12 protein-coding genes are annotated in these 13,673 nt (G+C 64.0%); 5 read left to right on the forward strand and 7 right to left on the reverse strand.

The genetic code is table 11. The features are described 5' to 3' along the window. Positions 1–83: 83 nt before the first annotated feature. From PLU72_14570 to amrS, 7 genes are all read right to left on the reverse strand, one after another. Entirely contained in the window at positions 84–605 is a 522-nt protein-coding gene (locus tag PLU72_14570; protein HOT29401.1) for a hypothetical protein, read from the reverse strand. Between the two features lie 116 nt (positions 606–721). Then, entirely contained in the window at positions 722–1,114 is a 393-nt protein-coding gene (gene acpS, locus PLU72_14575) for a holo-ACP synthase (protein ID HOT29402.1), read from the reverse strand. A 204-nt stretch (positions 1,115–1,318) separates the two neighbouring features. Further along, positions 1,319–2,593: an extracellular solute-binding protein gene (locus PLU72_14580; protein HOT29403.1), complete on the reverse strand. Its 1,275-nt coding sequence runs from the start codon at positions 2,591–2,593 to the stop codon at positions 1,319–1,321. 4 nt (positions 2,594–2,597) lie between these two features. Continuing rightward, positions 2,598–3,779 (reverse strand): carbohydrate ABC transporter permease, encoded by a 1,182-nt coding sequence (locus PLU72_14585; GenBank protein HOT29404.1) that lies wholly within the window; start codon positions 3,777–3,779, stop codon positions 2,598–2,600. Between the two features lie 18 nt (positions 3,780–3,797). After that, entirely contained in the window at positions 3,798–4,751 is a 954-nt protein-coding gene (locus tag PLU72_14590; protein ID HOT29405.1) for a sugar ABC transporter permease, read from the reverse strand. A gap of 2 nt (positions 4,752–4,753) precedes the next feature. Further along, a complete protein-coding gene (locus PLU72_14595; GenBank protein ID HOT29406.1) occupies positions 4,754–5,344 on the reverse strand; it encodes an SPOR domain-containing protein in 591 nt (196 codons plus the stop codon). Continuing rightward, positions 5,337–6,329, reverse strand: coding sequence for an AmmeMemoRadiSam system radical SAM enzyme (gene amrS / locus PLU72_14600; protein HOT29407.1), 993 nt, complete (start codon positions 6,327–6,329; stop codon positions 5,337–5,339). The genes PLU72_14595 and amrS overlap by 8 nt, the downstream gene beginning before the upstream one ends. A 281-nt stretch (positions 6,330–6,610) precedes the next feature. Between amrS and PLU72_14605 the strand changes: the two genes are divergently transcribed. Genes PLU72_14605 through PLU72_14625 form a run of 5 tightly spaced genes read left to right on the forward strand, consistent with a single transcriptional unit; the run spans position 6,611 to position 13,671 of the window. Beyond that, on the forward strand, positions 6,611–7,633 hold the full coding sequence (locus tag PLU72_14605; GenBank protein ID HOT29408.1) for a MoxR family ATPase: 1,023 nt from the start codon (positions 6,611–6,613) through the stop codon (positions 7,631–7,633). 6 nt (positions 7,634–7,639) lie between these two features. Then, complete coding sequence (locus PLU72_14610) at positions 7,640–8,560, forward strand: DUF58 domain-containing protein (protein HOT29409.1); 921 nt, start codon at positions 7,640–7,642, stop codon at positions 8,558–8,560. A gap of 1 nt (position 8,561) precedes the next feature. Beyond that, complete coding sequence (locus PLU72_14615) at positions 8,562–10,718, forward strand: BatA and WFA domain-containing protein (protein ID HOT29410.1); 2,157 nt, start codon at positions 8,562–8,564, stop codon at positions 10,716–10,718. Next, positions 10,715–12,985, forward strand: a complete 2,271-nt coding sequence (locus tag PLU72_14620) for a hypothetical protein (protein ID HOT29411.1) — start codon at positions 10,715–10,717, stop codon at positions 12,983–12,985. Before PLU72_14615 ends, PLU72_14620 begins: the two co-directional genes overlap by 4 nt. Continuing rightward, the gene (locus tag PLU72_14625) at positions 12,985–13,671 is read left to right on the forward strand and encodes a DUF4159 domain-containing protein (protein ID HOT29412.1); all 687 of its coding nucleotides are present in this window, start codon (positions 12,985–12,987) and stop codon (positions 13,669–13,671) included. The genes PLU72_14620 and PLU72_14625 overlap by 1 nt, the downstream gene beginning before the upstream one ends. The last annotated feature ends 2 nt before the right edge of the window (positions 13,672–13,673 follow it).

Raw genomic sequence — 13,673 nt, forward strand, 5'->3', positions numbered from 1 at the left:
GTATCATTCTGCGAACATGAGCCACCGTTGCTTCTGAAGACTGGCGTGAAGAAAGACCTCGAGGGAAGTCGCCGAAACGATGTTCAGTGAACGTCACCGATGCGGAACACGTTCAGGCGTTTCAGGGTTTCGGAGAGATTCAGCTCGAATTCGAGTTTCACGTCACCGATCTCGTAGACCAGGAGAATTTCATACTCATCCGTATCAAGAAGGTTCGGGGCACCGAGCGCAACCATGAGTCCGTCTTTCGTCGTCGTTTTGCCGATCTCCAGAGTCTCGCCGCCGGCGCGGAAGTGCACCGTCGGGGATCTGAACTCGTCGTCCAGCTCGTCGTCGAAGATGAACGCTATGTAGTCAATGCGGTCCCCCTCGGTCTCGAACACAACACCGTGAGATATATATTTAAATACATTGTAATAAACAGGACGGGTGTTGTCGGGTTTCCCGAACTCTTCGAGCCGCTCGAATCGGTCGCCGAGGGCGACGCCGTTCAGCGCACGGGATTCGAGGTCGAACCGGAGGCGGATCGACTCTCGAACGAGCCACCGTGCCGTCGGGTCGGGCCCCAGATATCTGCGCAGCATCCTGATCAGAGCATCGAACATTCTCGCCTCCCGGGCTCACACACAGATCGGCAGCATCCGCCTCAGCCGGGCACGCTATGCAAAGCATACCGCCAGAAACACGGGAACCAGAGGCACGGCTCTCCGAAGATCGGCCGTCACCGCTCACCCGACGGGGCAAGGGTCTCCCAGATTGCGACGGCGGTGGAGCTGGCGCGGGCGTGAGAGATCGAGAGATGAATCTTCCAGGGCTGGTGGCGGTCGACGTGGGCCGCATAATGAGGGCCGAGCTCGACGTGGGGAAACGCCCGGTCGCCCGAGAGCAGCTCGATCTGGCGCCAGGCCATGAAGCCGGGGAAGCCGAGCGCCTTGAACACGGCCTCCTTCGCGGCGAACCGAGCCGCCCAGCCCTGGAGGTTCCGCTGTCGCTCCCGCCCCTCGGCAAGTTCGCGTTCGGAGAAGATGCGCGCGAGGAACCGGTCGCCGAACCGCTCGACGGAGCGGGCAAACCGCTCATGCTCGACCAGATCGATCCCCACCCCCAGAATCATCACGAACCTCCACCAGGAAAGAAGCTTCACCACAGAGTCACAGAGACACAGAGACAGGGACCTTCGCCCGGAACTATTCCCGAAAATCGTGCATCACAGAGTTATGGAGAAACAAGCATCCCCGAGATTTCTTCGCAAAAAGAGGTTCTCTGGGCCTCTGTGTCTCTGTGGTTCGTGTTTTTTGTATCCCGCTGTCCTTCAAGGTCAGTCGGAGAGCACACGCTTCTCGACCTTGCGGGCAAGGGTCGCCATCGCGGCCGAGGCGGTCTTCTGTCCGGTGAGCACGGCTTCCATCTCAGGGTTCACGAAGTCCTCGAGCCGTTCGTAGCTGGTGACGATGGGGTTGCTGACGGCGCTCTTCATCTGCTCCATGAAGGTCATCAGGTGGGGGTCGTCGAATTTCACCAGATCGTAAGCCTTCAGGTTCACCGGCATCTGGTTGAGCTTCGAGCACCAGCGGGCCTGTACTTCGGGCGAGGTGAAGTAAGTCAGGAAGTCGTAGCAGGCCTTCGGGAACTTTCCGGTGTTGAAGATGACGACGTTCGTTCCGCCGACGTTCGTCGAGGTCCCGGCCGGCCCGGCGGGAATCAGCGTCACGCCGAAATCGAGTTTTGAGCTCGTGAATTTGGGCAGGTTCCAGGGGCCCATGAATATCATGGCATATTTTCCATTGGCGAAGCCCTGTTCCGGGGTGATCGAGCCGGCACGCCAGGCACCCGCCTCGATCTTGTAGTCGGCGAAGAGAGCGCGCTTGAAATCGATCGCGCGGATGGCCGGTTCCTGATCGAGCAGGCATTTCTTCCCGTCTTCGGAGATCAGGGTTGCGCCGAAGGTGTTGAAGAACGGCAGGCTCCACCAGAGGGTGTTCTCGAAGCCGCAGGCGAACGTGCCCTTCTCGACGTTCGTCAGCTTTTTGCCCATCTCGACGAACTCGTCCCAGGTTTTCGGCGGCGCCTCGGGGTCGAGGCCGGCGTCACGGAACAGTTGTTTGTTGTAGAACAGGGCGACGCAGGTCGTCTGGTCGGGCAGGCCGAGGTAACGGCCGTCGATGAAGTTGGTGCGAAGCGGCGCCTTCAGATACGTATCCTTGATCGCATCGAAGCCGAACTGGGCCAGGTCGACGAGAGCGTGCTTGCGGCCGAGCTCGCAGACGAACGACCAGTCGACGCGGGCCATGTCGGGGCCGCGGCCGACCGTGAGGGCCGTGCGCAGCTTCGGCTTGTGGCCGTCGAAGGGAATGCGCACCGCGCGCACGCTCCAGCTCGCGTTGGCCGCTTCCCAGTCGGCGATGATCTTCTTGAGCTCGACCTCTTCGTCGTCGTTGTAGGTGTGCCAGAAGTTGAGGATGGTCCGCCCGTCGGCGGTGTATTCGGTCTTGCGCTCGTTGCAGCCCGTCGTGAAGACCGCGCCGGCCAGGAGTGCGACGAAGCAGGCGAAACGGAGGAGGCCGCGTAAAGAAGCGTTCGATATATATTTCACGATATTACTCCTTCACCGCGCCCTGGGTCATGCCTTCGATGAAGTAGCGCTGGGCGAACAGGAACAGCACCACGATGGGCACGATCGAGAAGCAGGAGGCCGACATGATCAGGCCGAGGTCGGAGGTGTACTGGCCGCGGAAGAGGGCCAGGCCGACCGGCAGGGTGACGCTGAGGGGGTTTTCGAAATCCGTCACGATCAGCTGCCAGAGGAAGTTCGACCAGTGGGAGAGGAAGGTGAGCAGGAAGAGGGTGAGGATGATCGGCATCGAGAGCGGGATGATGACGACCCGGAAGATCTGCCACTCGGAGGCGCCGTCGATGCGGGCCGCCTCGATCAGCGAACTGGGGATCGTCTCCATGAACTGCTTCAGCATGAAGATGCCGAACACCGAGGCCAGGTGGGGCAGGATCATGGCGAGCTTCGTTCCGAACAGGCCCATGCTGCACACCATGAAGAACTGCGGAACCATGTACATCATGCCGGGGATCATCATGGTGGCCATCAGCAAGCCGAACAGCTGCTTCTTGTAGGGCAGCTCCTTTTTCGCGAACACGTAGCCGCCCATCGAGGCGAAGAGGGTCACGAGGAACGCGGCCATCGAGGCCACGGTCAGGCTGTTCATAAAATACGTGCCGAAATTTTTCTTCGCCTCGACCGGATCGATCGATGCGCCCGTCGGCGCGGCGTCGAGCTTGAGCACTTTCTTGAAATTGCCGATCGTCGGCTCGGCGGGCACGATGTCGAACGGGTTCGCCGTGTTGATGAGGAGCTCGGTGCCGGCAGGCTTGAACGAGGTGCAGAGCATCCAGAAGAACGGGAACAGCACCACGATGACGCCGACGGTGAGGCAGAGATAGAGGAAGAAGGTGCGCAGGAATTCGGCCCGGTGCTCGGCTTGGGTGGCGATCCAGCGCCGGATGACGAACGAAGCGAGGGCCAGGCCCGTGACCGCGACCATGCCGTCGATCAGCCAGGCCATGTTCTTCATGATCGCGCCGGCCTTCGCGGGGTCGGACCCGGCCATGAAGGCGGCGGCGACCATCGTGACGAACTTGTAGAGCTGGCCGGAGATGCCGACGCAGAGGGCGAGCATCACGACGAACAGGGAGACGAAGATCACGATCCGGAGCGGCGAAGATGCCGGTTTTTCGGGAATCGCGGTTGCGATGTTCTGCATGTTCATTCTGTTCTCTCCCTTCGGTCAGCGGCGCTCGCCGGCGAAAAACCGCTGCTGGATCCAGGTGATGAGCAGCGTGATCGCGAGCAGCACGTAGGAGATCGCGGCGGCGTAGCCGTACCGTCCGCCTTCGAACTGTTTGTACAGGTAATACCCGGCCACCGAGGTCGAGCCGAGCGTCTCCTCGCCGATGACGAGCTGGGGACCACCGGCCGTCATGGCGTAGATCTCGGTGAATGCGTTGAGCGAGCCGATGATGCCGGTGATAACCATGAAGAAGATGATCGGCTGCAGCAGCGGCAGAGTGATGTACCAGAACTGCTGGGTTTTCGAGGCGCCGTCGATGTCGGCGGCCTCGTAGACTGCCTCGGGGATGTTCTGGAGGGCGGCGAGAAACAGCACCATGCCGAAGCCTGCGCCCTTGAGCACCATCGCGAACACGACGGCCGGAAGAGCGGTGTAGGGGCTGGCGAGCGGGCCGACCTTGTTGAAGAACTGCTCGGGGCCGAGGAACGCCGAGGTGATCTGGGCGAGGGCCCCGTATTTCGGCGCGTAGATGAGGGTCCAGATGACGCCGACGACGAGCATGTCGAGGATGTTCGGCAGGAAGAAGGCGCTGCGGAAGAAGCCTTTCCCATAGAGTTTGTTATGCAACAGGATGGCGAGGAACAGCGCGGCGGCGATGCCCAGCGGGATGCTGAGGCCGCCGTAGATGGCCGTCACGACGAGCGACCACCAGAAGGCGGGGTCGTTGAACTTCCAGCTCGCGCCTTCCCAGTGGATGCCGAGGATCTGGAAGTAATTCGAGAGGCCCACCCAGCGCAGGTTCGTGAGACCGAAGCCCTGCGACGAGTCGAAGAAGCTCAGGTAGAGCGAGTACAGGATCGGAAAGATCAGGAACACCGTGAAGAGGATCAGGAACGGTGACAAGAACAGCAGCGAACTCGCCGTTTCCCGGGAATTCTGCGGAGCGCTCACGGCTACTCCTCCTCTCGACTCTGGATATTGGCGGATTCCACCACGAAGCAGGGGAAATCCAGCTCGTTCAGCCTGCGCGCGAGAGCCTCGGCTTCGGCCTCCTGCGCGAACGGGCCCATCAGGACCCGATACATTTCATACTGGTCGTCGGGCACCGTGAACGTCGCGACGTGCCCTTGTTGTCTCAGGGCTTCGACGGTGGTGCGGGCGGTCTCCTCGTCGCCGAACGCCCCGAGCTGGACGTGAAAGCGGGGCGTCGCGACGATCGGCACGACCTCACCCGGCGTCACCGTCACCTTCGCGGCGGCCGGCTCGTCCCGCGGGACGGGGGGGGCGTCGACGTCGCCGGCAACCTCGGCCTCGTCGGCCTGTTCCGCGTTTTTCGCCGCGGAGCCGCGGGGCATCTCGGGGCCCGTGTCGATCAGAAGCCAGCCGACCCCCGCGATCAGGACGGCGATCAGCAGATATATACTATATTCCTTGATATTTTCGGACACGCCGATCGCGGGCGGTCCCCAGTCGAACGAGCGGCCGGCCGAACCGGACGAAGCGAGTTCCGGCTTTTCCCGCACGTCGTCGAAAAGTTCAGGCATGATCGGCACCCCGCATCGGAAGCACCGCGCCGCAGGAACAGGCGGAGCCGGACTGGACGATCTCGATCCGGTATCCGGCGCGGCGGATGACGGTCTTGCCGCACGCCGGGCAGAGGGTGTCCTGATGATGCCCGAGGTCGATGTTGCCGACATACACGTATTTCAGCCGGGACGCGGCCCTGCGCGCGAAATCCTCGAGCGTTTCCGCCGGCGTGGGCGGCGCGGACTCGTGGAACCGCGGGAAATACCGCGAAAGATGGAGAGGCACGTCGGGCGAGAGGGCGGCGATCCAGTCGATCATCCTGTCGAACGTCGCCGGATCGTCGTTGAGATGCGGCACGACGAGATTGGTGAGCTCGACGTGGACGCCCGCGCGCACGGCGGCAGTGATGTTCTCGAGGACCGGCCCGAGCGATGCCTTCGTGATGTCGCGGTAGAACTCGTTCGTAAATCCCTTCAGATCGATGTTCATGGCGTCGGTCACGCCGCACAGGTTGCGCCACGGCTCGGCTTCGAGATAGCCGTTCGTGACCATGACCGTCTTCAGGCCTTTTCGATGCAGCAGGGGCGCCGAATCGACGATGTACTCGTACCAGATGCCGGGCTCGTTGTAGGTGAAAGCCACGCCGATGTTGTCGGGAACCTCCGTGGCCAGCTCGACGAGCCGTTCGGGGGCGATATACTCGGTGGGGCAGATTTCCTGCGAGATTTCGTGGTTCTGGCAGAACCTGCACGAGAGGTTGCAGCCGTAGGAGCCGATCGAAAAAATCGGACGGCCCGGAAAGAAGTGATACAGCGGCTTCTTCTCGACCGGATCGACGTGGCCCGAGGTGATCTGCCCGTAGGTATGGAGAACACCGCGGCCCTGTTCGCGGCCGCGGGCCAGGCACCGGCCGCGCCGGCCGTCGGCGATGCGGCAGTGGTTCGGGCACAGCCGGCACTCGGTGAAAGCGCCGTCCTCTCGCATATACTCGGGTGTACGCATGCGCTCCTGTTCTAGCACGGCCGCTCTGGCCGCGTCAACAATCGGCCGCCCTGGACAGAAACGAACGAGAATTCGTAAGAACCCAGGAATTCGCAGGACAGCAGGGCAAACAAAGTCACGTGCAAATGCGGGCGGTTCACGAACCGCCCCTACGTCATGGTTTCGATTGCTCCGCAGGGGCGCTTCGCGAAGAGCCCGAATTATGGGCCGTGCATGCACACACTTTGACCCTGGGTATATTCCATGATAAGGTGACATTCCCATCTTTCCCGGAGGTCATCATGTTGGAAACCAAGGCCACCGCCCAGGAACAGCAAGACATCGCCGCCCTGTCCGATATCCGCAAGGCCCGTGAACAGGTCCTCAAGGAGATCGGCAGGGTTTTCATCGGTCAGAACAAGGTCGTCGAGGAAGTGCTCTACGCCCTCTTCGCGCGCGGTCACGTGCTGCTCATCGGCGTTCCCGGCCTCGGCAAGACGCTGCTGGTCAACACGCTGGCGAAGCTGCTCGATCTGAACTTCCGGCGCATCCAGTTCACGCCCGATCTCATGCCGACCGACATCATCGGCACCGAGATCCTCGAGGAAGACCAGACGACGCGCGAGCGCCGGTTCCGGTTCGTCCAGGGGCCGCTGTTCACGCAGATCCTGCTCGCCGACGAGATCAACCGCACCCCGCCGAAAACGCAGGCGGCGCTGCTCCAGTCGATGCAGGAATACTCGGTCACCAGCGGCGGCAAGACCTACCAGCTCGACGCGCCGTTCTTCGTGCTCGCCACGCAGAACCCGATCGAGCAGGAAGGCACGTATCCGCTTCCCGAGGCGCAGCTCGACCGGTTCATGTTCAACGTGCGCATCGAGTACCCGCCGATGGAAGAGGAAGTCACGATGGTGAAAGCCACGACGGGCGGCTCCCTGCCCGAGCTGAAGCCCGTGCTGAGCCGCACCCGCATCCTCGAACTCCAGGACATGGTCCGCCGCGTCCCCGTCTCCGATCGCGTCGTGAAGTATGCCGTCTCGGTCGCCGAGGCCACCCGCCCGAAGAAGGAAGGCGGCCTGCCGTTCGTGAACGATTTCGTCACGTGGGGCGCCGGCCCGCGCGCGAGCCAGTATCTCGTGCTCGCCGGGAAGGCCCGCGCCGTGCTTCAGGGCCGCTCCTACGTCTCGATCGAGGACGTGCGAGCCCTCGCCTACGCGGTCCTGCGGCATCGCGTGCTGCTGAACTTCAACGCCGAAGCCGAAGGCATCAACACCGACGTCATCATCGAGCGCATTCTCGCCGCGGTCGCCGAACCCCGCGAATAATCCCCGATGACCACCGCCTCTCGCCTCTCGCGTTACCTCGATCCGAAGGTGCTCGCCTCGATGGCGGCCCTCGAGATCAAGGCGCGCAACGTCGTCGAGGGGTTCATCGAGGGCCTCCACAAGAGCCCGTTCAAGGGGTTCAACGTCGAGTTTTCGGAATACCGCCAGTACGTCCCAGGCGACCCGCTGAAGGACATCGACTGGAAGATTTACGCGCGTACCGATAAATATTATATCAAGGAGCATGAAGAGGAGACGAACCTCTCGGGCTACCTGATCATGGACACGAGCGGCTCGATGAGCTACCGGGGGGGAAACGCGCCGCTGAGCAAGCTCGATTACGCGGCCACGCTCGCCGCCTCCCTCGCCTACCTGATGCTCAAGCAGCAGGACTCGGTCGGGCTGGTCACGTTCGCCGACGGGGTCCGCAAGATCCTGCGGCCGCGCACCGGGATGGCCCAGCTCAAGGCGATCTGCACCGAGCTCGAGCAGACGAAGCCGACCGACCGCACCGACATCGGCGACACGCTCGACCGGGTCGCCGAGACGATGCGCAAGCGCGGCCTGCTGATCATCTTCTCCGACCTGCTCGACAACACCGAGCTGATCATCAACAAGGTCCGGCAGCTCCGCACGCGGCGGCACGAGGTGCTGCTGTTCCACATCCTCGACCATCACGAGCTGACGTTCCCGTTCGAGGACACGACGCTGTTCCGCGACCTCGAGGACAGGAGCGAGATCATCGCCGACGCGTTCTCGCTGCGCCGCGAATACCTGCGCCGGATGCAGCAGTTCGTCGGGGCCTTCCAGTCCGCCCTGCGGAAATCGGGCATCGACTACCTTCTGGCCGACACGTCGCGGCCGGTCGAGGCGAGCCTCAAGAGCTTCTTCACCCGCCGGCAGGCCGTCGGCGCGCGGCTGGCCTGATATGCCGCTGTCATTCGGAAACCCCTGGTTCCTGGCGGGCGCCCTGACGGTCGCCGTGCCGCTCTGGCTGCACCTTTACTACCGCCGGACGCCCATCCCGCGCGACTTTCCCAGCCTCCGGCTGATCCGGCTCTCGGTCGAGGCGATGACGCGCCGCATGAAGCTGCGCCACCTCGTTTTGCTCGCCCTGCGCATCCTGGCGCTCGTGCTGCTGACGCTCGCGTTCGCCCGGCCCTTCGTGGGCGGGGGTTCGGTCGCGGCGACGGGAAGCGGCTCGCCGGCCGCGTTCGTCGTGATCCTCGACAATTCGCTCTCGATGGGCACCACTCACCAGGGCATCTCGCTGTTCAACACGGCGCGCGCCCGGGCGGTCGAGATCATCGACCAGATGGGCCAGTATGACAAAGCATCCGTTATTTTATGCAACGATCCCGGCACCGTGCTGTTCCCGCAACTCACGTGGGACAAGGATGAGCTGAAGAACGCGGTTCGAAACGCCCCGCTCAGCGTCTCCGGGACGAACCTGGCCGGGGCGCTGCAGCCGGCGCTGAAGCTGCTGCTGCCGGTGCGCGCGTTCAAGCGGACCGTCTACCTCGTGACGGACATGACGAAGACGGCCTGGGAGCCGCTTCTCTCGGCATACGACCTGAAGCGCATCGACCCGACGATCGATCTCGTGGTCATCCCGGTGGGCGGCGCGGCACCGCCGAACATCGCCGTGACCGAGCTGCGCATCGACGAGCCGATGGTGATGAAAGGCCGGCCGGTGACGGTGCGGGCGACCGTCGTGAATCATTCCGACCAGCCCCAGTCGACGCGCCTGTCGATCCTCATCGGCGAGGACAAGAAGAGCGAACAGGCGATCGAGCTCGGCCCGCGCGGCTCGAAGCGGGTCGACGTCCCCATGACTTTCGGCGACGAGGGGCTCCAGCACGTCAGGGCCGTCCTGCCCGCCGACGCGCTACCTCAGGACGACGTGCGGCATCTCGCCGTGCGCGTCCGCGCGCCGCCACGCGTTCTCATCCTCTGCCCGCCGCCGGAGCGGGGCGGGATGACGAGCCGCGAGGACCTGTTCCTGAAGTTCGCCCTGAATCCGCTCGGTCGCACCGAGGGAGCGACGTTCCTGGTCGACAGCCGCACGCTCGAAGAAACGGCCGGATTGCAGCTTTCCGATTACACCGCCGTCTTCCTCGTCAACCAGCGTTCCCTCCCTGAGGCGCTGGTGAAAGGCCTCTCGAAGTATGTTTTGGGGGGCGGCAACCTCATCACGTTCTGCGGCTCGCGCGTCGACCCGACGTGGTACAACGCGAACCTGATCGACGGGCTGGGCGGCGGGTATCTGCTTCCGGCGCGTCTGTTCAAGCGGGTTGGGAACGCCGTCAGCAAGGCGGTCTCCTACCAACTCACCGACCTCGACACCGGCCACCCGGCGTTCAAGCCGTTCGAGGGGGACGGTGCCGGAGATCCCGGCCGGGCGCCGGTGTACGAGTTCTATCAGACGCAGCCGAACCCGTCGGCCCTTGTGCTGGCACGCATGAGCCACGGACTGCCCGGCATCATCGAGGAACGCCGCGGGCAGGGCCGATCGCTGCTGATCACGTTCACGGCCGACACTTCCTGGACGACCTGGCCGCTCAGACCGACGTTTCTGCCGTTCGTCCACGCGTCGGTCATGGGCATGGTGACGCGCCAGGGGCTCAACGCCGACGCGGTCACGCCGGGAACCCCGATCTCGATGACCCTGCTCGAAGAGGGACTCAAGCGCATCACGCTCACTCCGCCCGCCGGCCCCGCCCAGGACATTCCGATCAGGCGCGAAGGCGGCGAAGGGCTTCTCCACGTGACGCTCCCTCCAGGCGAGCAGCCCGGCTTCTACCGGCTCCGCCTCGAAGGCTCCGCCGTCCGGGAAGAGGCGTTCGCAGTCAACCCGCCGGCCGGTGAGAGCAATCTCGAGCGCATTCCCGACAAGAAGATCGTGCGGTTCATCCGGCTCGAGCACAAGGCCGGCTCGAAGCAGAGCATCAGCCGCCAGGTCGTCGCCGTGCGCGAAGGCCGCGACGTGTCGATGCCGCTGCTCTGGGTCCTGCTCCTGGCGGTCTTCATCGAATCGGTCCTCGCGAACCGGCCGATCCGCGCGGGCGGAGGTCCCCGGATATGAACTGGCTCCTGGGACTTCTCGGCTTCGACCCGGCGCCGATTCAGACGATCGAGTCGGTGCGGTTCGGCCTCGGCTGGGGCTGGGCCGGCCTTCTTCTCGCGCTGCTGGTCGCGCTTCCCTGGTTCATTCTCACCTACCGGGTCGAGGACAAGCCCTGTCCGAGGCCGCTGTTCATCACGCTCACGGGCCTCCGCATCCTGTTCGTCGCGGGCCTCCTGACGATGCTCGCCGGGCTCAAGTGTACCGTTTCCGGCTGGATTCCCCAGAAGAACAAGCTGGCCCTCGTGATGGACACCTCTCGCAGCATGAGCATCAAGGAAGAGGAGCTGACCAGGATCGAGCGCGTCCAGGCAGCGCTTCAGAAGGGCCGCCTGCTCGAGAAGCTCGAGAAGAAAACGGGCATCACGCCGGCCCTGTTCTCGTTCGCCGGCTCGGTCGCGCCGCTCGGCCGCGACGACGTCGCCTCGTTCGGCCTCTCGGCCGACGGCCCCCAGACGAACCTGACACGCGCCGTCACCGACATCACCGGCCACCTCGGCGAGGGCAACCTGCTCGGCGTGGTCATCCTGACGGACGGCGCGCATAACACGGGCGATTCGCCGCTCGACGCGCTCGGCCGCGTCCGCACTCCGCTGTATTTCCTCGGCGCCGGAAAAACCGGCCAGACGCGCGATCTCGCGATTTCGATCGAGCGGCCGCCCGCGATCGGGTATCTCAACTCGATGGTCCGCCTGCGCGGCGAGCTCCGCATCCAGCGGATCGCATCCGCGTCCATCCCCGTGACGGTCCTGCGCGACGGCGCCCCGTTCACGTCCCTGCCTCTCGACGTGCCGGCCGGGCAAACGAGAATACCTTTCGCTATAAATATCCCGTGCGATACGGAAGGCGCGTTCACGTATGCCGTCTCGGTCCCAAAACTCGACGGTGAGCTGACGCACGAGAACAACGAGACGGCGTTCCTGCTGAAGGTCGTGAAGGAGCGGCTCAAGATTTTGATCCTCGCAGGTTCTCCGTCCTGGGATCAGACCTTCATCCGGGCCGCCGCGCGCGGCGATCCGAACGCCCACGTCTGCGGCTGGACGCGCGTCACCGACGACCGCTGGCTGCCCACCGTCGATTTCGAGCTGAAGGCCGCCGTTCCCGCCCCCGCGATCGCGTCCGACCTCGAGGACGCCGACGTCGTGATTCTCGCGGGCATCCGCGAGACGCTCCTGGAGCCCCATGCCGAGCTTCTCCTGAAAAAGCTCGAATCGGGGAGAACCGGCATGCTGATCCTGCCCGGCGCCGACGGATACGCGAAACTCGGATACGCGGGCTCGAAACTGGCCCAGATCTTCCCCGTCCCGCTCGACGGCGAGTCCTGGGTCGGAACCCCGTGCAGCCTGGCCCTGCCGACGCGCGAGACGCCGTATGCGTTCCTGCGCCTGCTCGACGACCCGATCGAGAACCAGGAGTTCTTCTCCTCGCTGCCGAAGTTCGACGGCCTGTTCACCTACCCCGGCCGCAAGAGCGGCGCCGAGGTGCTGCTTTCGACGACGCTGTCCCGCGGCGGCACGCTCCAGCCCGCGTTCCTGACGCATCGCGTTGGACAGGGGAACGTTGCGATGCTGTGCGGCGGGCCGCTCTGGCCGATGGGATTCACGCAGGTCCCGACCGACCGCACGATCCGCCCCTACACGGCCTTCGTCATCAACACGCTGAAATGGCTCGCGAATCGCCGCGAGGACGCCCAGGTGACCCTCGAACTCCCGTCTTCGCGCGGCTTCGTCGGCCAGCCGGCGACGCTCCGCGTCTGGGTCAGCGACGCGCGCCGCCAGCCGGTCGACTCGGCCCAGGTCACCGCCCAGGTCAAGGCCGGAAGCGGCGAACCGGTCTCGCTCACGTTCACGGCCACGACCGAGAAAGGCTGTTACGAGGCCTCGCTCATCCCGGCCGCCCGCGGGCTGCACGCGATCGCCGCGAAGGCCGTCAAGCAGGGCTCGCTTCTCGGCGAGGCCTCCGGCAAGCTCCTGGTCGAGGTTCCGACGGTCGAGTTCGACGATCCCGAAGTCAACATCGCGCTGATGATGGCCCTCGCCTCGTCGTCCGGCGGCGCCTACCGGCCGGTCGAGGCGCACGACGAGCTTCTCGGCCTGATCAAGCCGACCCCCGGCCAGAAGCGCGAGACGAAGACCTTCGACGCGCGCGACAGCGGGATCCTGCTCGCCCTCCTGCTCATCCTGCCGCTGATCGAGTGGACGATCCGCCGAAAGAGAGGATTCAGCTGATGCATGCCTCGACGAAGCGCCTCGCCTCTCTGACAATCCTTTCCGCGTTCCTGTTCCTCCTTTGCGGAGCCGCTCCGGCCGCCGAGTGGGGAACCATCGCAATCCCGCGCATCCAGTACGGCGGCGGGGGCGACTGGTATACCGATCCGACCTCGCTCCCGAACCTGCTCAAGGCCGCCGCAGACCGATTCAATCTGTCGACGCGCCCCGACAATTTCGCGATCCGCGTTTCCGACCAGTCGCTTTTTGCGTATCCTATGATATATATCACAGGGCATGGTAACGTCAAATTCGAGGACCATGAAGTGAACCGCCTCGTCACCTACCTCGATAACGGCGGATTCCTCTGGGTCGACGACTGCTACGGCATCGACCGGTCGATCCGGCGCGAGTTCCGCAAGCTGTATCCCGACAAGGAACTGGCCCTTCTTCCCGCCGACCACCCGATCTACCGTTCGGCCTACGATCTTCCGAAGGGCCTTCCCAAGATCCACGAGCACGATGGGAAGCCGCCCCAGGGCTATGGTATCTTCAGTAAGGGGCGTCTGGTCATCTTCTACACCTACGAAACCGACATCGGCGACGGCCTCGAGGACGAGGGCGTCCACCCCGAGAACACGCCCGAAAAGCGCGAGGAAGCCATGAAGATGGCCCTCAACATCCTGTTCTACGCCCTCTCGCAGTGAAC

Source organism: Candidatus Ozemobacteraceae bacterium, from assembly GCA_035373905.1.
In the GTDB taxonomy this organism is placed as follows: domain Bacteria; phylum Muiribacteriota; class Ozemobacteria; order Ozemobacterales; family Ozemobacteraceae; genus MWAR01.